The following is a 16,874-nucleotide window of genomic DNA, read 5'->3' as shown; positions in this document are numbered from 1 at the left end:
TGGCCCTGTCCGGCTAGCCCGCGACCTTGTCGGTCGCCTTGTCCGTCGCCTTGTCGCTCGTCTTGGCCGCGGGCTTGGTGGAGGCCTTGGGCGAGGTGCTCGCCTCCGGGCTCTCGTTCGCGGTGGCGACCGCGGCGACCGCGTTCCTGGCGGCCATCTCGGCGCCCGTGGTGATCTTCTCGGTCGCCGGGGTCTTCGATCCCGCGTAACCCGCGCCGTTGTAGGTGAGGGTGACGACGACGTTCCCCGTACGGGCGACGATCGTCGCGTACTTGAAGTCCTCGCCCGTCTTGTCGAGGTCGTAGGTGATCAGCGTCGCCTGGTCGCCGATCGCGCTGACGGGAGTCGTGACGACCTTCTTCGCGCCCTCGACCGCCTTGACCTTGGCGAGCTGCTTCGTGAGGTCGTTCCCGGCGCGGTCGGCGCCGCTGCCCAGGGCCTGGTCCGAGGCGAAGCGGGTGAAGCCGACGTCGAGCCAGCGGTACTGGGAACCCTTGACGCCGTTGTCGTCCAGACCGTTCCAGGAGCAGCTGCCGCGGGCGGCGGTGTCGCTGGACTTGCCCTGGGTGCCCTTCTTGTGATTGGCCGCGGGGACCAGGGACTTGACCGTCTTCTCGGTGATCGACTTGCACGGGTCGGGCAGCTCGGCGAACTTCGCCGCGGCGACCGCGGGTTCCGACTTCGTCGCGTCCGGCGCGGGGGACGAGGAGGAGGCCTTGTCCTTCTCGCCGTCGGAGTCCGACGAGCAGCCGGCGACGACGAGCATCACCGGAACGGCGGCGCAGGCGAGTATGCGGGTGAGTCGCGGGGCTGATCGGTGCATGGTTCCTTCACTCGGGTGGCGCGGCGCTCTGGCGGCCGGACGGTCGGTGGGCGGGGGCGCCGGCGTGGTGCGGGCGGTCGGCGGGCGGTGGTTCCGGAGGGCCACGTTACGACGGACGGCAGCCGGATGCCGCCTCGGCCGGACGGTTCGCGGGGTGGCCGGGGGCCGTCCCGGACCGGCCCGGGGCGGGGTTACTCGCTGAACCTGTCGACCAGTTTCCGGCCCAGTGCCTGGGCCTTCTCCTGTAGTTCCTTGCTGTCGGGCACCTCGGTGGAGAGGGCCGGCTGCGCGGTGTACTGGATGGTCACGATGGCGTTCGATGTGCGGAATACCACGCTCACCGTGCGGTGCTGTGCGGTGGAACCTGCCCGGGTGAGCGAATCGTCCAGAAACGCGCTGTCGCCGAGCGAATCGAGGACGCGGGGCTGGAGGTTTTCCGCGGTGCTGCCGTCCGTGCTGCCGCCCGTGGCGGTGCCGGTGTCCCCGCCGGTCCTGGAGCCCGTGTCCGCGCTCTTGCCCGGCTCGCCGCTCGCGGTCCCGGACGAGGAGGAGTCCGGCGTGCCGCTCCCCGTACTGCCGGACGGGACGGAGGTCGAGGGCAGGTCGGCGGCCTCCTCCTTCTTCGCGTACACCTCGCGGGCGCGGTCGTCGTCGCTCACGGCCGGGTCGTACGAGACGACCCGCTCGAAGTCGACGGAGAGGCTGCGGGCGCCGTCGGGTGCCTCGGTCTTCCAGCGGCAGCCGGCCCGCCGGTCGGTGTCGTACGTGACGGTGGGCGAGCCGTCGAACACCTTCTCCTGCTGGGCCTCCGGCAGCTCGGCGGAGCCGGGCAGCAGGTCCTTCAGCGTGGCGGGGGCGATGGCGCGGCAGGCCTCGGGGAGGGTGCGGTACTTGCCCGGGGGCGCGGCCGAAGTGGTCGGGGCCCCGGGCTTGCTGTCGGTGTCGGAATCACCGGTTCCGGTGCCGCTGCTACAGCCGGCGGCGAGCGCTGCAATGAGCACGGCGCCGGTTGCGTACGCCATTCGTCGCACGGTCCTGGGCTCCCTTCGTGCGAAAAACGGTTGCCGCTCGTCGGCGGCCGGTGGACACAATGTGTATCGCACGCGCCGCTGTGAATGCCGGTCGGCCGATACTTTTGCCGACCTTGGCACCGGTTTTGCGCTTTCAGGCTTTTCGGGGGAATCGAGGAACTATGTCGTACGTAGAGGTGCCGGGCGCGAAGGTCCCCATCCGTATGTGGACCGATCCGGCCCAGGTCGAGGACGTCGCGATGCAGCAGCTGCACAACGTCGCGACACTGCCCTGGATCAAGGGCCTGGCCGTCATGCCGGACGTCCACTTCGGCAAGGGTGCCACGGTCGGCTCGGTCATCGCGATGCACGGTGCGGTCTGCCCGGCGGCGGTGGGCGTCGACATCGGCTGCGGCATGTCCGCGGTGAAGACCTCGCTGACCGCCAACGATCTGCCCGGGGACCTGACCCGTCTCCGGTCGAAGATCGAGCAGGCCATTCCGGTGGGCCGCGGGATGCACGACGAGCCGGTGGACCCGGGCCGGCTGCACGGGCTGGCGGCGACCGACTGGGACGACTTCTGGAAGCGGTTCGACGGGGTGGCCGATGCGGTCAAGTTCCGTCAGGAACGGGCCACGAAGCAGATGGGAACGCTCGGCGCGGGAAACCACTTCGTCGAGTTCTGCCTCGATGAGTCGGGTTCGGTCTGGCTGATGCTGCACTCCGGCTCCCGGAACGTCGGCAACGAACTGGCCGCCTTCCACATCGGAGAGGCCCAGAAGCTGCCGCACAACCAGGACCTGATCGACCGCGACCTCGCGGTCTTCATCGCGGACACCCCGCAGATGGCGGCCTACCGCAACGACCTGTTCTGGGCGCAGGAGTACGCGAAGCACAATCGCGCGATCATGATGGCGCTCTTCCAGGACGTGGTCCGCAAGGAGTTCAAGAAGGCCGGGGTGACCTTCGAACCGGTCATCTCCTGCCACCACAACTACGTGGCGGAGGAGCGGTACGACGGCATGGATCTGCTGGTCACCCGTAAGGGTGCCATCCGGGCCGGCTCCGGTGACTTCGGGATCATTCCGGGCTCGATGGGCACCGGCTCGTACATCGTGAAGGGCCTCGGCAACGAGAAGTCCTTCAACTCGGCCTCGCACGGAGCGGGCCGGAAGATGAGCCGGAACGCCGCCAGGCGCCGCTTCTCCACGAAGGACCTGGAGGAGCAGACGCGGGGTGTGGAGTGCCGCAAGGACTCCGGCGTCGTGGACGAGATCCCGGGCGCGTACAAGCCGATCGAGAAGGTCATCGATCAGCAGCGGGACCTGGTGGAGGTCGTCGCGAAGCTGAAGCAGGTCATCTGTGTGAAGGGCTGAGCGCACTGGGCGGGGGAAGAGGGCGGGCCCGGGGGGAGCGGGGCCGGGGTGAGACCCACGGGGGTGGACTCACCCCGGCCCGTCCCGTCAGGCGGTGCGGTGGACCTTGGAGTTGGAGGCCTGGGCGCGGGGGCGGACCACCAGGAGGTCGATGTTGACGTGGCTGGGGCGGGTGACGGCCCAGGTGATCGTGTCAGCCACGTCGTCGGCGCTGAGGGGGGCGTCGACGCCGGCGTAGACCTTGGCCGCCTTCTCGGTGTCGCCGCGGAAGCGGGTGGTGGCGAACTCCTCCGTCTTGACCATGCCGGGGGCGACCTCGATGACGCGGACCGGGGTGCCGACGATCTCCAGGCGGAGGGTCTCGGCCAGGACGTGCTCGCCGTGCTTGGCGGCCACGTAGCCGCCGCCGCCCTCGTAGGAGGAGAAGCCCGCGGTCGAGGAGAGGATGACCACCGTGCCGTCGCCGCTCGCGGTGAGGGCGGGGAGCAGGGCCTGGGTGACGTTGAGGGTGCCGATGACGTTGGTCTCGTACATCTGGCGCCAGTCGGCCGGGTCGCCGGTGGCGACCGGGTCCGCGCCGAGCGCGCCGCCCGCGTTGTTGACCAGCACGGCGAGGCCGCGGAACGCGGTGGCGAACTCGTCGACCGCGGCGCGGTCGGTGACGTCCAGGGCGTACGCCGTGGCCTCGTGGCCCGCGGCGGTGATCTCGGCGGCGAGCGCCTCGATGCGGTCCTTGCGGCGTGCGGTGACCACGACGCGGTAACCGGCGGCCGCCAGTTGCCGGGCGGTCGCGGCACCGATGCCGCTGCTCGCTCCGGTGATGACGGCGATGGGGGATGCGGCCATGGCGGGCTCCTCGGACAGCTGATCGATACGGGGCCAGGATAGGCAGGCGCGGTCAGTGGTTGCGCGGGGCGTACATGATCAGGGCCATGCCGGCCAGGCAGACCAGGGCGCCCGTCACGTCCCAGCGGTCGGGCCGGTAGCCGTCGGCGACCATGCCCCAGACGATCGACCCCGCGACGAAGACCCCGCCGTACGCGGCGAGCACCCGCCCGAACTCGCCGTCCGGCTGGAGCGTGGCGACGAAGCCGTACGTGGCCAGCGCGACGACCCCCGCACCGATCCAGGCCCAGCCGCGGTGCTCCCGGACACCTTGCCAGACGAGCCAGGCGCCGCCGATCTCGAAGAGTGCGGCGACGACGAACAGGGCGATGGAGCGGACCACGGACATGTGATCAGCGTGTCATGCGCGGCGAGGTGCCACGCAGGCGCGCCCCGGCGTCCGGCCGGTCAGCCGGGACAGCGGGCCCTGCGGCCTCGCGGGGACGACCGGACCTCCGCTTCGTACACTCTCCGCATGCCGCAGCAGCCCGCCGACCCCCGCCGCACCGCGATGCTCGCCGAGCTCTCGGTCGTGTCGCGCCGCTACATGGCCGCGTACGCCCTGTTCAACCAGGCCGTCGCCGACCGGCTGGGCCTCCACCCCACCGATCTCCAGTGCCTCAACCTGCTCGGCCTGGAGGCGGCTCCCGTCACCACGGGGCGGATCGCGGAGCTGACCGGGCTCACCACGGGGTCCGCGACCCGGCTGGTCGACCGGCTGGAGCGGGCCGGTTACGTCACGCGCGCCCGGGACACGGTGGACCGGCGGCGGGTGCTCGTCGCGACGGTGCCCGCGCGGATGGCGGAGTTCGGGGCGGTCTGGGAGCGGCTGAACGGCGGCTGGTCGGCCATGTTCGACGCCTACGACGACGGTGAGGTCGCGCTGCTCATCGCCCATATGCGGCGGACGGTGGAGCTGAGCGCGGCGCAGATCGCGGGGCTGCGGGAGGGCGACAGCGGACCGGAGTGAGAAACCGGACCGGGTGCCGCGCCGCGCTCAGCCGGCGGACTGGTCCGGTGGTCCGGCGGGGGAGCCGCCGAACGCGCGGACCGCTTCGGTGACGATCGCCTCCAGCCGGGCGTGGTGGGCGCCGCGCCAGTACACCCGGTCGCACTCCGTGCACTGGGCGAAGACGTCGTACGAGCGCTGCGTGCCGTCCTCAAGGCGTGCGCCCACGGTGGACTTGTCGGCCGCCGTCAGCCGTCCGTTGCAGGCGGTGCACCGGCTCCACGGGGTGAGCACGGGCGCGAACCGCTCCAGCACGTCGCGCAGTTGCTCCTCTGGCCGGTCGCTGTAGACGTACGCCCCCGCCCAGATCTCCCGCCGGTGGAGCAGACCCCGGTCCCGGGAGAGCAGGACACGCCGCTCCTCCGCCGAGCGTGTGGCCAGTGCGGGGTCGCCGATGTCCTCGTACTCGTAGGCGGCGTCGACGCCGAGCAGCCGCAGCCGCCGCGCGAGGGTGCCGAGGTGGACGTCGAGGAGGAAGCGCAGGGGCGCGCCCGGCACCTGCTGCGGGCGCCGCACCGCGCGCACGTCGACCACTTCGCCCGCGGCCGGAATGTGTGACACGGGGACCGGGCGGCCGTCGACGAGGAGCTGTCCGGCCTCGGTGAGGGGCACCCCGAGCGATTCGATGACATGGCCGAGGGTGGACGCGCCGTCGGTGGTCACGGCCGTCCGCCCGCTGCGGCGTCCGTGCGCGACGAAGAGCCTCAGTTCGGGGGCGACTTCGAGGTGGATCTCCGGTCCGTTCACCTGGTCAGGATGCCATTGCGCCGGGTACGCGGGCCACGGGTTTCGTGCGGGGCGGGGACGGGGGTGGCGGTGTGGGCCGGGTGGGCTCAGGCGCGGAAGGCGGCGGCGTGCTCGGCGGCCCAGGCGCCGAACGTGCGCGCCGGGCTGCCGGTGAGCTTCTCGGTGTCGCCGGTGACCTCGGCCGGTGAACCGTCGGTGGCGGCCCAGTAGCCGAGCAGCCCCTCGGCGATCTCCGCCGGTACGAAGGAGGAGACGGACTCCTTCCAGGCCTCCGGGCTCACGGCGTTGACGGTCACGGGGGTGCCGGAGGCCGCGGCCAGCAGCTCGACCTGCTCGGTGGCGGTGAGCGACTCGGGGCCGGTCAGGTGGTACGCCGCGCCCTGGAACCGGGTGTCGGTGAGGACGGCCAGGGCCGCCTCCGCGATGTCGGTCTCGTCGATCGGGCTGGTCTGGCTGAGCGGGTAGGGCAGGGCCACGGGGTGCCCGCCGCGGAAGGCGGCCGACCACTGGTAGGCGTTGCCCGCGAAGGCGCCGGGCCGCAGGAGCGTCGTGGTCAGGGGCGAGGCGGTCAGGGCCTCCTCCACCGCGTGGTGGGAGGCCGCGATCGGGTTGGAGGCGGCATCCGGGGTGAGCACCGCACTGGAGGAGAGCAGCACGATGTGCCGGACCCCGGCGGTCCGTGCGGCGGCGAGGAAGTCGTCGACGTGGGAGGGCTCGGCGTACAGGAAGACGGCGCCGACGCCTTCCAGCGCGGCCGCGAAGGTCGTGGGGTCCCCGAGATCGCAGGCCACGGCCGGGACACCGGCCGGGAGCGAGAGCCCGGCGGGCTTGCGGGACGCGGCCCGGACGGCGTGGCCGCCGCGGTGCAGGAGTGAGACGAGCGTGGAGCCGACGCGGCCGCGGCATCCGGTGACGAGCGTGAGCATGGCGGTGGGTCTCCTCGGTATCCGGCTATGGCGCATAAGCTGCGCGACGCAGCTAAATATCCAGGAGGTGGACCCGGCCGTCAACGCCTTTGCGCACGGGGTGCGGGCGGCGCGGCCGGGGCGCCGGTCATTGATCCGGGTGGAGGTCCAGCCGCCAGTCGTTGGTCAGCAGCGGGTTGCCCGGCGGGTACTCGACCTCGCACTCGCCGAGCAGGACGAAGCCCGCCTTGCGGCACACCCCGTTCGACGCGCCGTTGGCCACGGACGGGTAGGCGTGCAGATAGCGGTGCCGCTGCTCGGCGCGCGCCTGCTCGGCCACCGCCCGGGTCGCGGCCGACGCGATGCCCCGCCCCTGGAAGCCCGCGAGAACGGCCCACCCCGTCTCGTACACCTCCTGGCCCCGCCAGGTGCGCTGCCAGAACCCGATGGTGCCCACGGCCTCGTCCTCGCCGGTCAGCGCGATGCGGAACATCCTGCCCCGGCCCGTCCGGTCCGCGCTCAGCGCCACGTAGCGGCCGTGACGCCCTATGAGCTGCTCCTCCGACTCGGGGCCGCCCAGATGGTCCATCAGCTCCGGTGCGTTGGCACGGCGGAGCAGCTCCAGATCGCTCTGCGACCAGGGCTCGATCCGTACGGATGGTGCTGCGGTGCGCTCCATGCCAGAACTGTAGGACGGCGCACTGACACTCAGCGGGGCCCGTGGGCGGTCAGCGCGGTCGGCGGCACGCCCACCGTCGCCGTGAAGTCCCTGACCAGGTGCGCCTGGTCGCTGTAGCCGAGATCCGCGGCGAGCGCCGCCCAGTCGGTGTCCGGCTCCGATTCGGCGCGTTCCAGCGCCTCGTGGATGCGGTAGCGCAGGATCACCCACTTGGGCCCCACGCCGACGTACGTCGCGAACAGCCGCTGGAGCGAGCGCACCGACACCCCCTCGGCGCGGGCGAGTCCGCTGACGCGGCGGACCGTGCGGTCGGTGCGGATCAGCTCGGCCAGGGCCATCGCCCGGTCGGCCTGCGGATCCGGTTCGGGGCCGAGTGCCAGCAGGTACGCGTCGAGCGCGGCGATCCGCTCGTCCTCCGGGCCGGGGTCCAGGACGGCGGACGGGGCGGCGGGCGGGGTGAACACCTCTGCGGCCGGGACCCGGCGCCCCGTCCACTCCGCCACCGGCCGGTCCGGTGCGAACGGGTGGAAGCCGCCGGGCCGGAACTGCACCCCGCAGACCCGCCCCCGGCCCTCCAGCTTCTGGGTGAACAGCTCCAGGCCGATGCCCGAGACCTCGGCGAACCCGGCCGCGTCGTCGCCGCAGCCCGCGTACCGCTCGAAGACCAGGTTGACGCTGGGGTGGGGGACCAGATGGGAGGCGTACGGCTCGGGCAGGTCCCAGTCGATCAGCCAGTAGTGCTCCAGGTACGGACGCAGCGCGGGGGCGGGCTCGCGCCGCCGGAACCGTACGTGGGTGAACAGTTCGGGAGCGTCGACGATGCCGCGGGTGTCACGCCGGGGACCTCGGTGGCCAGCCATGACGGCCGATCCTATGCCGCGGCCGATCCCGTGTCCGCCGGTCGCGTCGTGTTTCTTCAAGACTCCGGCCGCCGTTGCGTGCAGGGTCGAAGCATGAAGAAGATCAGTGAATTGCTGGACGCGGCGGCCGGTGGCGCGCTGCCCGTGATCCGTGGGATCGACGACAGCCGGCTGGGCGGTCCCACACCCTGTGCGGAGTACGACGTCCGCGCCCTGGTCAGCCACCTCACCCAGGTGGTCGTCAACTTCACGGCCCTGGCGTCCCGGCAGGACGTGGAGTTCGGTGCGGCCCCGGACGCGGTCACCGGGGACTGGCGCAAGCGCTTCGGCGAGCAGACGGCCGCGCTGGTCGAGGCGTGGGCCCGGCCCGGCGCGGAGGACGGGACCGCGGGTTCCATGGGGTTCCCGGCCCGGACCGTCGGCCACATGGTGCTCGGCGACCTGACCGTCCACGTGTGGGACCTGGCCCGCGCGACCGGTCAGGAATTCGTGCCGGACGCCGACGTGGTGGACGAGCTCGCCCCGGCCATGGCGGCGATGGCGCCGAAGGCCAGGGAGGCGAAGATGTTCGGCGAGCCGTTCCCCGTACCGGAGGGGGCTAGCCCCTTCGCGCGGGTGCTGGCGCTGACCGGCCGGGACCCTGACTGGCAGCCGCCCCGGGGGTGACGCCCGTGGCCGGAATGTGTGCGCCCGGCGCACTCGGTCCGTCGTAGAGCGCGCCGACGGTCTCGTACGCGCCGGCCACGATCCTCTCCGCGTCCACCAGCATCGCGCGCTCGGCGAGCCGGGCCGCCTGATGGGTGTACGGGGACGGCGGCGCCGGGTGCCGGCGCCGCCACCAGCTCTCACCTGCGGCGTAGATCCCACTGGCGAGGACCAGCACGGGGATGGACAGGGCCAGCAGAGTGTCGCCCATGGCAGGCCTCCCTCAGTCTCGGTGCCTCCTGCATCGGCAGATTCGGCAGGTCAACTGAAGATCACTCTTCGGCCAATGAATGGCCGAATAGGGCTGGCCGGCGGACGCCCGTCGTGCAGGCGGGCGTCCGTCGGTGAACGGGCCGGGCCGCGTGTTCCGCACGGTCGCTGCGGCGCGTAGGCGAATAATAGTTCCGGTTTGTCCTTTGGAGTCCGATACGCATAGATTCCTGTCGCGCTGCCTGCGAACTGCGAACTGTGAGCCCTCGAAGCACAGTTGAGCGCCGACGCGATCCCTCACCCCATCGGCTGGGAGGACCCGCCCACATGTCCGGAACCGTCAACCGGTGGACCGCCGTGCTGCGCAGAGCCTGGGGGGACGGCACGCTGTGGCCGTGGTGCCTGGCGGCCGTCACGGCGGCCTGCGGATACGCCGTGGCCACCGTCTTCCACCCCGGGTACCTCAGCGCGGACAGCAACACCCAGCTGTGGCAGGCGCTGGGGGACGAGCCGGTGAACGACTGGCATCCACCGGTGATGGCACTGGCGTGGCGGCTGCTCATCGGGATCACGGGGGACTTCTCGGCGATGGCCGCCCTCCAGGCCGCCGTGCTGTGGGGGACGCTCTGGGTCCTGGCCCGGCTGGTGTGGAGGAAGACCGGCAGCCGCGGGCTCTCCCTCGCGGTGCCGGCCGTCGGCTTCGCGCCGCACATCATGAACCTCACGGGAGTGGTGTGGAAGGACGTGCACCTCGCGTACGCGCTCCTCGCGGTCCTCGCCATCGCGCTCACCGTGCGCGACCTGCCGCGCGACCGGACCGGGACCCGCTGGGCCCTGCTGGTGCTGGGCACGCTGTTCCTCGTGTACGCCGCCCTGGTGCGGAAGAACGGCATCCCCGCCGCGATCCCCGTCTTCGCCCTGCTGGTCCTCGCGGCCTGGCCGGCCCCGGGCCGGCGCCGCTGGCTGGCCGCCACCGGTGTCTTCGCCGCGGCCGTGATCGCCGGCAGCGCCGGTGTGTCCGCGGCCACGGCCCCGCTGGCCACCCGGGTGTACGCGGTGATCCCGGTGGACGACCTCGCCCATGTGCTCACCCCGGACCAGATGCGCACCGCCGCCGAACAGGCCGGCGCGAGCACGGACCTGCGCGACCGCCTGGTCACCACCGCCACCACCTGCCAACAGCGGCACATCGCCTCCGACGCGTACCTTCAGTGCTTCCCCCAGGACCGGCCGTTCGACGTGACGTATCTGGACCGGCACGCCGACGTCATCGTCCGGATGTGGACGCGGCAGATGCCGCGGCACTGGAAGGGCTACGCCGAGTACCGGGGCCGGGTCTTCACCAAGCTGCTCTTCCAGAGCAACCAGGTCTTCTGGAACGGCACCCATGTCAACGCCGGTGCCCGGCTCCACCCCGAGGTGCGCAAGGAGCCGCTGAACGACACGCTGAGGTTCGCCCTGCGGAACTACGTGACCGGCTTCGCCCGCGACCTGCCGATGCTGTTCCAGGGCTGGTTCTGGCTGGCCGTCTCGCTGGTCCTGGTGCTGCGCCGCCGGTGGCCCGGCCCCTACGCCCGCGAACTCCGGCTCATCGGGGCCAGCTCACTCCTGTACATCCTCGCCTACCTGCCCACGGCACCCGAGTCCAACTACCGCTACGTGTACTGGCCCGCGCTCTCCGGGACCGTCGCGCTCACCCTCGTCGCGACCGCCTACGCGGCCCGTCGCCGCGCGGCGGCCGGTGGCGCCACCGGCGAGCCGGACAGCCGCCCCGCAGCGCTGCCGGGCGGCCGGGCCCCCGAGGCCGAACCGGCGGGCCCCCGCGAGGACGCGGGCGCCGCCGTGTGACCGCCCACTGATCCGGGCTCCGCCCCAGGGCTCCCCTCCGGGCGTCGGAGGGGGCGAGACCCGGAAGCCCTGCCCGGCGTGAAAGGCCGGGTCAGGGCCACACCAGGCAGTACGCCTGATGTCCCGCGTCGTGCAGCCGGTGGGAGAAGTCCTGCCACTCGTGCAGCAGTTGGTAGACGTTGTACGCGTCGCGCGGGCCGCCGCGGTCCGGGACGGTGGACCAGATGAAGGCAGCGGCACCCACCGACTCCTCGCCGACGCCGCGCAGCGGGTCCACCACCGTCATCGGGAGCCTGACCACCGCGTAGTCGGGGTGCAGGACGACCAGCTCCAGCGGCGGGACCTTGTGCAGAGGTATGCCCTGTATGCCGGTGAGGACCATCGCGGCCACCGTCTCCGGCTTGATCTTGCTGAACATGCCGCCCATGCCCAGCTCGTCACCGCCGAGCTCCTCCGGGCGCATGGAAATGGGCACACGTGCGGCAGTGGCCCCGTCGGGAGCCCCGAAATACTTGTAGGTCACCCCCACCCGGCCACTACTCCTGCTTCCGGCTCCGCCGCCCACCTGCGCACCACCGGCCTGTATACCCTGCCTGCGCTCAGCCTCGCGCCGGTGCCGACCCCGCCGGGCAGGCTCGGGCCCCAGGTCGTCGGTCCCTTCGCCCACTCCGCCACCGCGATGCATATCTCATCCACCCGACTACTAACTAGGAGACACAGCCCCCGCCGCGCAACCCGATCATCGTGTCAGTGACCTCCCCCGCGGGCGTGCGGTGAAACACCCGTCCGCAAGACCGTCCGTGGCTCTGACACCATGGCATGTGTGAGCTTCCCCTATGACGCCCCAGTTTCGCAGACGCTTTTCGACCGCGCGTCCCTCGTGACGCCCGGCGGCGTGAACTCTCCTGTACGTGCCTTCCGGGCGGTGGGCGGTACGCCCCGCTTCATGGTGTCCGGTACCGGTCCGTACCTGACCGATGCCGACGGGCGGGAGTACGTCGACCTCGTGTGCTCGTGGGGGCCGATGATTCTCGGCCATTCCCACCCCGAGGTCATCGCCGCAGTTCAGGAGGCGGTCGCCCGCGGCACCTCGTTCGGTACGCCCGGGGAGGGCGAGGTCGCGCTCGCCGAGGAGATCGTCGCCCGGGTCGAGCCGGTGGAGCAGGTGCGGCTCGTGTCGTCCGGCACCGAGGCGACCATGTCCGCGATCCGCCTCGCCCGCGGTTTCACCGGCCGGGCGAAGATCGTGAAGTTCGCCGGGTGCTACCACGGTCACGTCGACGCGCTGCTCGCCGCCGCCGGGTCCGGGGTCGCGACCTTCGGGCTGCCGGACACGCCCGGGGTGACCGGCGCCCAGGCCGGCGACACGATCGTGGTGCCGTACAACGACCTGGAGGCCGTGCGGGCCGCGTTCGCCGCGCACCCCGGCGAGATCGCCTGTGTGATCACCGAGGCGTCGCCGGGCAACATGGGCGTCGTGCCGCCGCTGGACGGTTTCAACGCCGGGCTCAAGGAGATCTGCGCCGCCGACGGCGCGCTGTACATCTCCGACGAGGTCATGACCGGGTTCCGCACGTCGAAGGCCGGCTGGTTCGGCATCGACGGGGTACGGCCCGACCTGATGACCTTCGGCAAGGTGATGGGCGGCGGCTTCCCGGCCGCGGCCTTCGGCGGGCGCGCCGACGTGATGGCGCACCTGGCCCCGGCCGGCCCGGTCTACCAGGCCGGCACCCTCTCCGGGAACCCGGTCGCCACCGCCGCCGGTCTCGCCCAGCTCCGTCTGCTGGACGACGCCGCGTACGCGAAGGTCGACGCGGTGTCGGCGGAGATCCGGGGGCTGGTGAGCGGGGCCCTGGCCAAGGAGGGCGTCGCGCACACCGTGCAGGCGGCGAGCAACATGTTCTCCGTCTTCTTCACGGACCGGCCGGTCCGCGACTACGAGGACGCCAAGCGGCAGGAAGCCTTCCGCTTCACCTCGTTCTTCCACTCGATGCTGGCGCAGGGCGTCTACCTGCCGCCGTCGGCGTTCGAGTCGTGGTTCGTCTCCACCGCCCATGACACCCGGGCCGTCGAGCGCATCGCCGCCGCGCTGCCCGCCGCAGCCCGCGCCGCATCGGAGGCCACCGCATGAGCGAGAACAGCAGCAGCGAGAACAAAGGCAGCGAGAGCAACGGCACGGGGCGCGAGGACATCACCGTCGTCCACCTGATGCGCCACGGCGAGGTGCACAACCCGGACGGAGTCCTCTACGGGCGCCGCCCCGGCTACCACCTCTCCGAGCTCGGCCGGCAGATGGCCGACCGGGTCGCCGAGCACCTGGAGAAGCGCGACATCACGCATGTCGTCGCCTCCCCGCTGGAGCGCGCCCAGGAGACGGCGACGCCGATCGCCAAGACGCACGGACTGGACCTCGCGACCGACGGGCGGCTCATCGAGGCGGCCAACGTCTTCGAGGGCAAGACCTTCGGCGTCGGTGACGGTGCGCTGCGCAAGCCGGACAACTGGAAGCACCTGACGAACCCGTTCCGGCCGTCGTGGGGTGAGCCGTACATCGAGCAGGTCGTACGGATGATGGGCGCCCTGGACGCGGCGCGCGACGCGGCCCGCGGGCACGAGGCGGTGTGCGTCAGCCATCAGCTGCCGATCTGGATCGTCCGGAGCTTCGTGGAGCGGCGGCGGCTCTGGCACGACCCGCGCAAGCGGCAGTGCACGCTCGCCTCGCTGACCAGCTTCACCTATCAGGGCGACAAGATCGTGTCGGTCGGATACACGGAGCCGGCCCGGGACCTGGTGCCGGCGCACCTGCTCGCGGGGGCGAAGCCGGTGAAGGGCGCGTCGAAGGGGTTCGGCGCGTAGCCGTTCCCCGGGCCGGGGACTCTGGGATCTCCAGGGTTGCCCGGCCGGCTTGATCCGGTGGGACCGACCGGGCGGAATCCGACCGTCCGGGGTTTCGCCATGCCCGTCTGCGGATCGCGGGGATCTAGGACTTGCGTTCGGTCAAGGCTGGGGGCTGGTTCCGTAAAGAATTGTGTGCTATTTCGGGGAACCTCCGTGTTGCTTCGCCCATCTAAGCCTTTGGCAGTTTGTATGGACTTAAGGTAAAACGACCGCAGATGGGAACCGCATGCGTGACATCAGCCGAAGGGGTTTGCTCGGAGCCGGACTTGGGGCGGCGGCCGCCATCGGGGTGGCGGGCTGCAGTTCCTCCGACTCGTCCGACACCGGCCGGGCGGGTCCGGGCAAGGGGGAGAAGGGTGCCGACGGGACCGCCAAGGGGACAGGGCCCGCGAAGAAGGACGTCAGGTCCATCGGGGACGGTTCCACCGCCGACACCGGGAAGCAGCCGCACCAGCCGTCCGCACCGGTCCCGCTCGAACCCGGTCAGAAGCCGCCGCAGTTCGTGATCTTTTCCTGGGACGGCGCCGGCGAGGTCGGCAACGGGCTCTTCCCGCGCTTCCTGGAACTCGCCAAGGAACACAACGCGGGGATGACCTTCTTCCTCTCCGGGCTCTATCTGCTGCCCGAATCGAAGAAGTCGCTCTACCGCCCGCCCAACAATCCCGTCGGCGCCTCCGACATCGGTTACCTCACCGACGAACACCTCAAGGCGACGCTGACGAACGTGCGCCAGGCCTGGTACGACGGGCACGAGATCGGCACCCACTTCAACGGGCATTTCTGCGGCGGCTCCGGATCCGTCGAGAACTGGTCCTCCTCCCAGTGGCAGAGCGAAATCGACCAGGCGATCTCCTTCGTCACCGAATGGCGCACCAACACCGGCTGGACCGACCAGGATCCGCTGCCCTTCGACTACCGCAAGGAACTCATCGGCGGCCGCGCCCCCTGCCTGCTCGGACAGGAGAATCTGCTGCCCACGGCGAAGAAGCTCGGCTGGCGCTACGACGCCAGCTCGCCCGGCGGCACCCAGGTGTGGCCCTCCAAGCGCATGGACGTCTGGGACCTGCCGCTCCAGGGCATGCCGTTCCCCGGGCACAGCTTCGAGGTCCTCTCGATGGACTACAACATCCTGGCCAACCAGTCGAAGAATTCGACCAAGGGAATGCCGTCCCGGTATCCGGGCTGGCGCGAACAGGCCACCCAGTCGTACATCAGCGGTTTCAAGCGCGCCTACGAGACGAACCGTGCCCCGTTCTACATCGGAAACCACTTCGAGGAGTGGAACGGCGGCATCTACATGGACGCGGTCGAGGACGCGCTCAAGCACATCGCGGGGAAGCCGGATGTGCGCCTCGTCTCATTCCGGCAGTTCGTCGACTGGCTCGATGTCCAGGACCCGGCGGTGCTCGAGAAGCTCCGCACGCTGGAGGTCGGACAGGCACCCGCGGGCGGCTGGAACGCGTTCTTTAAACAAGCCTGACAACGGGCTTTACGGGCACCGAGGGGGGTGCCCAAGATCCCCGAAACCGTCATGCGAAACTTTTCACATGAGCCATGGCCGCGCATCCCGACGCCGCTTCACCCTGCTCGCCGCCCCCGCGGCGGCCGCCGCGCTCGCACTGACGCTGAGCGCGTGCGGCAAGGGCGACGAGACCGGCGGCGGCGGCGACACGAACTTCGTCACGGGCACCGGCGGCATCTCCACCGTGGCCAAGGGCGACCGTGCCACCGCTCCGAAGCTCGACGGCGAGAGCCTGGACGGCGAACACCTGGACCTGGCCGACTACAAGGGCAAGGTCGTCGTCCTGAACGCCTGGGGCTCCTGGTGCGGCCCCTGCCGCCTGGAGGCGAAGTACTTCACCAAGGTGGCCAAGGCCACCGCGGACCAGGGCGTCCAGTTCGTCGGCATCAACACCCGCGACCCGCGGCGCGGCCCCGCCGTCAGCTTCGAGAAGGACTACGGGGTCACGTACCCGAGCTTCTTCGACCCGACCGGGAAGCTCCTGCTGCGTTTCCCCAAGGGCATGCTGAACCTCCAGACCATTCCGTCGACCGTCGTCATCGACCGGAACGGGAAGATCGCCGCCCGCTCCCTGGCGGCGCTCGACGACACCAAGCTGCACGAGATGATCGACCCGCTCATCGCGGAGAAGTGATCGGATGATCACCCTCGCGGAAACCAACGAGACCGTCATGAGCGGGGCTCTGCTGGTCGCCCTGCCCATCGCCGTGCTGGGCGGGCTCGTCTCCTTCTTCTCGCCGTGCGTCCTGCCGCTCGTCCCCGGCTACCTCAGTTACGTCACCGGGGTCAGCGGCGCCGATCTGGCCGAGGCCCGACGCGGGCGCATGGTCGCGGGCGCCTCGCTCTTCGTGGTCGGCTTCACCGCCGTGTTCGTCTCCGGCGGTGCGCTCTTCGGCTACTTCGGGCAGAACCTCCAGGCGAACAGCGGGGTCCTCTCCAAGATCCTCGGTGTGCTGATGATCCTCATGGGGATCTTCTTCATGGGCCTGATGCCCTGGATGACACAGCGCGAGTTCCGCATCCACAAGAAGCCGGTGTCCGGCCTGGTGGGCGCCCCGCTGCTCGGCGCCCTCTTCGGGATCGGCTGGACGCCCTGCCTCGGCCCGACACTCAGCTCGGTGACCCTCCTCGCGATGGACCAGGGCACCGCCGGACGCGGAGCGATACTGACCGTCGCCTACTGCCTCGGCCTCGGTGTCCCCTTCGTGCTCGCGGCCGTCGCCTTCCGCAAGGCACTCGGCGCCTTCAGCTGGGTCAAGCGCCACTACGCATGGGTCATGCGCATCGGCGGCGGCATGATGATCGTGACCGGGCTGCTCCTGCTGACCGGCGTATGGGGCAGCATGATGCAGGAATTGCAGGGCTGGTCCAACGGCTTCACGGTGGGGATCTGAGTT

Annotated in this window: 19 protein-coding genes; 9 read left to right on the top strand and 10 right to left on the bottom strand. The window is 71.1% G+C overall.

Translation table 11 applies throughout. The features are described 5' to 3' along the window. Nucleotides 1-13: 13 nt before the first annotated feature. Both ACIO3R_RS15740 and ACIO3R_RS15735 read right to left on the bottom strand, forming a co-directional pair. Nucleotides 14-823: a DUF3558 family protein gene (locus ACIO3R_RS15740; protein ID WP_402105997.1), complete on the bottom strand. Its 810-nt coding sequence runs from the start codon at nt 821-823 to the stop codon at nt 14-16. A 191-nt stretch (nt 824-1,014) separates the two neighbouring features. Next, nucleotides 1,015-1,845: a DUF3558 domain-containing protein gene (locus tag ACIO3R_RS15735; protein ID WP_402105996.1), complete on the bottom strand. Its 831-nt coding sequence runs from the start codon at nt 1,843-1,845 to the stop codon at nt 1,015-1,017. 170 nt (nt 1,846-2,015) lie between these two features. Here ACIO3R_RS15735 and ACIO3R_RS15730 point away from each other — a divergent pair, with 170 nt between their 5' ends. Then, nucleotides 2,016-3,209 (top strand): RtcB family protein, encoded by a 1,194-nt coding sequence (locus ACIO3R_RS15730; RefSeq protein ID WP_385033399.1) that lies wholly within the window; start codon nt 2,016-2,018, stop codon nt 3,207-3,209. Between the two features lie 87 nt (nt 3,210-3,296). Here ACIO3R_RS15730 and ACIO3R_RS15725 read toward each other — a convergent pair whose 3' ends face one another. Together ACIO3R_RS15725 and ACIO3R_RS15720 are read right to left on the bottom strand one after the other, a co-directional pair. After that, complete coding sequence (locus ACIO3R_RS15725; protein ID WP_385033396.1) at nt 3,297-4,055, bottom strand: SDR family NAD(P)-dependent oxidoreductase; 759 nt, start codon at nt 4,053-4,055, stop codon at nt 3,297-3,299. A 52-nt stretch (nt 4,056-4,107) separates the two neighbouring features. Continuing rightward, nucleotides 4,108-4,443 carry a YnfA family protein gene (locus ACIO3R_RS15720; protein ID WP_385033393.1) on the bottom strand — a complete coding sequence of 112 codons (336 nt, stop codon included), beginning with the start codon at nt 4,441-4,443 and terminating at the stop codon, nt 4,108-4,110. A gap of 126 nt (nt 4,444-4,569) precedes the next feature. On the opposite strand from ACIO3R_RS15720, the gene ACIO3R_RS15715 reads away from it, so the two are divergent. Then, nucleotides 4,570-5,064, top strand: a complete 495-nt coding sequence (locus tag ACIO3R_RS15715) for a MarR family winged helix-turn-helix transcriptional regulator (RefSeq protein ID WP_385033390.1) — start codon at nt 4,570-4,572, stop codon at nt 5,062-5,064. Between the two features lie 27 nt (nt 5,065-5,091). Here the strand turns inward: ACIO3R_RS15715 and ACIO3R_RS15710 are convergent, their stop codons facing one another. The 4 genes from ACIO3R_RS15710 to ACIO3R_RS15695 all read right to left on the bottom strand — a co-directional run bounded on the left by ACIO3R_RS15710 (nt 5,092) and on the right by ACIO3R_RS15695 (nt 8,294). Further along, a complete protein-coding gene (locus ACIO3R_RS15710; protein ID WP_385033387.1) occupies nt 5,092-5,850 on the bottom strand; it encodes a Mut7-C RNAse domain-containing protein in 759 nt (252 codons plus the stop codon). Between the two features lie 86 nt (nt 5,851-5,936). Continuing rightward, on the bottom strand, nt 5,937-6,776 hold the full coding sequence (locus ACIO3R_RS15705; RefSeq protein WP_402105994.1) for an NAD(P)H-binding protein: 840 nt from the start codon (nt 6,774-6,776) through the stop codon (nt 5,937-5,939). Between the two features lie 127 nt (nt 6,777-6,903). Further along, nucleotides 6,904-7,434 carry a GNAT family N-acetyltransferase gene (locus ACIO3R_RS15700; protein WP_402105992.1) on the bottom strand — a complete coding sequence of 177 codons (531 nt, stop codon included), beginning with the start codon at nt 7,432-7,434 and terminating at the stop codon, nt 6,904-6,906. Between the two features lie 29 nt (nt 7,435-7,463). Beyond that, complete coding sequence (locus ACIO3R_RS15695) at nt 7,464-8,294, bottom strand: DUF6597 domain-containing transcriptional factor (protein WP_385033377.1); 831 nt, start codon at nt 8,292-8,294, stop codon at nt 7,464-7,466. A gap of 93 nt (nt 8,295-8,387) precedes the next feature. Here ACIO3R_RS15695 and ACIO3R_RS15690 point away from each other — a divergent pair, with 93 nt between their 5' ends. Then, nucleotides 8,388-8,960 (top strand): TIGR03086 family metal-binding protein, encoded by a 573-nt coding sequence (locus ACIO3R_RS15690; RefSeq protein ID WP_385033374.1) that lies wholly within the window; start codon nt 8,388-8,390, stop codon nt 8,958-8,960. Here the strand turns inward: ACIO3R_RS15690 and ACIO3R_RS15685 are convergent. Continuing rightward, on the bottom strand, nt 8,893-9,210 hold the full coding sequence (locus ACIO3R_RS15685) for a hypothetical protein (RefSeq protein WP_385351204.1): 318 nt from the start codon (nt 9,208-9,210) through the stop codon (nt 8,893-8,895). The genes ACIO3R_RS15690 and ACIO3R_RS15685 overlap by 68 nt on opposite strands. Nucleotides 9,211-9,536: 326 nt before the next feature. Here ACIO3R_RS15685 and ACIO3R_RS15680 point away from each other — a divergent pair, with 326 nt between their 5' ends. Further along, nucleotides 9,537-11,057 carry a hypothetical protein gene (locus ACIO3R_RS15680; RefSeq protein WP_402105990.1) on the top strand — a complete coding sequence of 507 codons (1,521 nt, stop codon included), beginning with the start codon at nt 9,537-9,539 and terminating at the stop codon, nt 11,055-11,057. A 91-nt stretch (nt 11,058-11,148) separates the two neighbouring features. Here the strand turns inward: ACIO3R_RS15680 and ACIO3R_RS15675 are convergent, their stop codons facing one another. Next, nucleotides 11,149-11,742, bottom strand: coding sequence for a hypothetical protein (locus ACIO3R_RS15675; RefSeq protein ID WP_363027351.1), 594 nt, complete (start codon nt 11,740-11,742; stop codon nt 11,149-11,151). A gap of 129 nt (nt 11,743-11,871) precedes the next feature. Here ACIO3R_RS15675 and hemL point away from each other — a divergent pair, with 129 nt between their 5' ends. From hemL to ACIO3R_RS15650, 5 genes are all read left to right on the top strand, one after another. Next, complete coding sequence (hemL, locus tag ACIO3R_RS15670) at nt 11,872-13,188, top strand: glutamate-1-semialdehyde 2,1-aminomutase (protein WP_385033365.1); 1,317 nt, start codon at nt 11,872-11,874, stop codon at nt 13,186-13,188. Then, nucleotides 13,185-13,913: a histidine phosphatase family protein gene (locus ACIO3R_RS15665; protein ID WP_402105988.1), complete on the top strand. Its 729-nt coding sequence runs from the start codon at nt 13,185-13,187 to the stop codon at nt 13,911-13,913. The genes hemL and ACIO3R_RS15665 overlap by 4 nt, the downstream gene beginning before the upstream one ends. Before the next feature lie 268 nt (nt 13,914-14,181). Next, on the top strand, nt 14,182-15,435 hold the full coding sequence (locus ACIO3R_RS15660) for a hypothetical protein (RefSeq protein ID WP_385033362.1): 1,254 nt from the start codon (nt 14,182-14,184) through the stop codon (nt 15,433-15,435). Between the two features lie 67 nt (nt 15,436-15,502). Further along, a complete protein-coding gene (locus tag ACIO3R_RS15655; protein WP_402105987.1) occupies nt 15,503-16,111 on the top strand; it encodes a TlpA family protein disulfide reductase in 609 nt (202 codons plus the stop codon). 4 nt (nt 16,112-16,115) lie between these two features. After that, nucleotides 16,116-16,871: a cytochrome c biogenesis CcdA family protein gene (locus ACIO3R_RS15650; RefSeq protein ID WP_385033356.1), complete on the top strand. Its 756-nt coding sequence runs from the start codon at nt 16,116-16,118 to the stop codon at nt 16,869-16,871. The last annotated feature ends 3 nt before the right edge of the window (nt 16,872-16,874 follow it).

This window comes from Streptomyces sp. NPDC087428 (assembly GCF_044744085.1).
In the GTDB taxonomy this organism is placed as follows: Bacteria; Actinomycetota; Actinomycetes; order Streptomycetales; family Streptomycetaceae; genus Streptomyces.
The sequence above is the reverse complement of the archived record's forward strand: the minus strand, read 5'-3'. Positions and strand labels throughout refer to the sequence as shown.

Excerpts from the sequence above, each read along its gene's own strand:
- ACIO3R_RS15685 (WP_385351204.1), bottom strand. The coding sequence starts at position 9,210 with ATGGGCGACACTCTGCTGGCCCTGTCCATCCCCGTGCTGGTCCTCGCC.
- ACIO3R_RS15730 (WP_385033399.1), top strand. The coding sequence starts at position 2,016 with ATGTCGTACGTAGAGGTGCCGGGCGCGAAGGTCCCCATCCGTATGTGG.
- ACIO3R_RS15675 (WP_363027351.1), bottom strand. The coding sequence starts at position 11,742 with ATGCATCGCGGTGGCGGAGTGGGCGAAGGGACCGACGACCTGGGGCCC.
- ACIO3R_RS15720 (WP_385033393.1), bottom strand. The coding sequence starts at position 4,443 with ATGTCCGTGGTCCGCTCCATCGCCCTGTTCGTCGTCGCCGCACTCTTC.
- ACIO3R_RS15735 (WP_402105996.1), bottom strand. The coding sequence starts at position 1,845 with ATGGCGTACGCAACCGGCGCCGTGCTCATTGCAGCGCTCGCCGCCGGC.
- ACIO3R_RS15695 (WP_385033377.1), bottom strand. The coding sequence starts at position 8,294 with ATGGCTGGCCACCGAGGTCCCCGGCGTGACACCCGCGGCATCGTCGAC.
- ACIO3R_RS15655 (WP_402105987.1), top strand. The coding sequence starts at position 15,503 with ATGAGCCATGGCCGCGCATCCCGACGCCGCTTCACCCTGCTCGCCGCC.
- hemL (WP_385033365.1), top strand. The coding sequence starts at position 11,872 with ATGGCATGTGTGAGCTTCCCCTATGACGCCCCAGTTTCGCAGACGCTT.
- ACIO3R_RS15715 (WP_385033390.1), top strand. The coding sequence starts at position 4,570 with ATGCCGCAGCAGCCCGCCGACCCCCGCCGCACCGCGATGCTCGCCGAG.
- ACIO3R_RS15690 (WP_385033374.1), top strand. The coding sequence starts at position 8,388 with ATGAAGAAGATCAGTGAATTGCTGGACGCGGCGGCCGGTGGCGCGCTG.
- ACIO3R_RS15665 (WP_402105988.1), top strand. The coding sequence starts at position 13,185 with ATGAGCGAGAACAGCAGCAGCGAGAACAAAGGCAGCGAGAGCAACGGC.
- ACIO3R_RS15660 (WP_385033362.1), top strand. The coding sequence starts at position 14,182 with ATGCGTGACATCAGCCGAAGGGGTTTGCTCGGAGCCGGACTTGGGGCG.
- ACIO3R_RS15700 (WP_402105992.1), bottom strand. The coding sequence starts at position 7,434 with ATGGAGCGCACCGCAGCACCATCCGTACGGATCGAGCCCTGGTCGCAG.
- ACIO3R_RS15705 (WP_402105994.1), bottom strand. The coding sequence starts at position 6,776 with ATGCTCACGCTCGTCACCGGATGCCGCGGCCGCGTCGGCTCCACGCTC.
- ACIO3R_RS15680 (WP_402105990.1), top strand. The coding sequence starts at position 9,537 with ATGTCCGGAACCGTCAACCGGTGGACCGCCGTGCTGCGCAGAGCCTGG.
- ACIO3R_RS15650 (WP_385033356.1), top strand. The coding sequence starts at position 16,116 with ATGATCACCCTCGCGGAAACCAACGAGACCGTCATGAGCGGGGCTCTG.
- ACIO3R_RS15725 (WP_385033396.1), bottom strand. The coding sequence starts at position 4,055 with ATGGCCGCATCCCCCATCGCCGTCATCACCGGAGCGAGCAGCGGCATC.
- ACIO3R_RS15740 (WP_402105997.1), bottom strand. The coding sequence starts at position 823 with ATGCACCGATCAGCCCCGCGACTCACCCGCATACTCGCCTGCGCCGCC.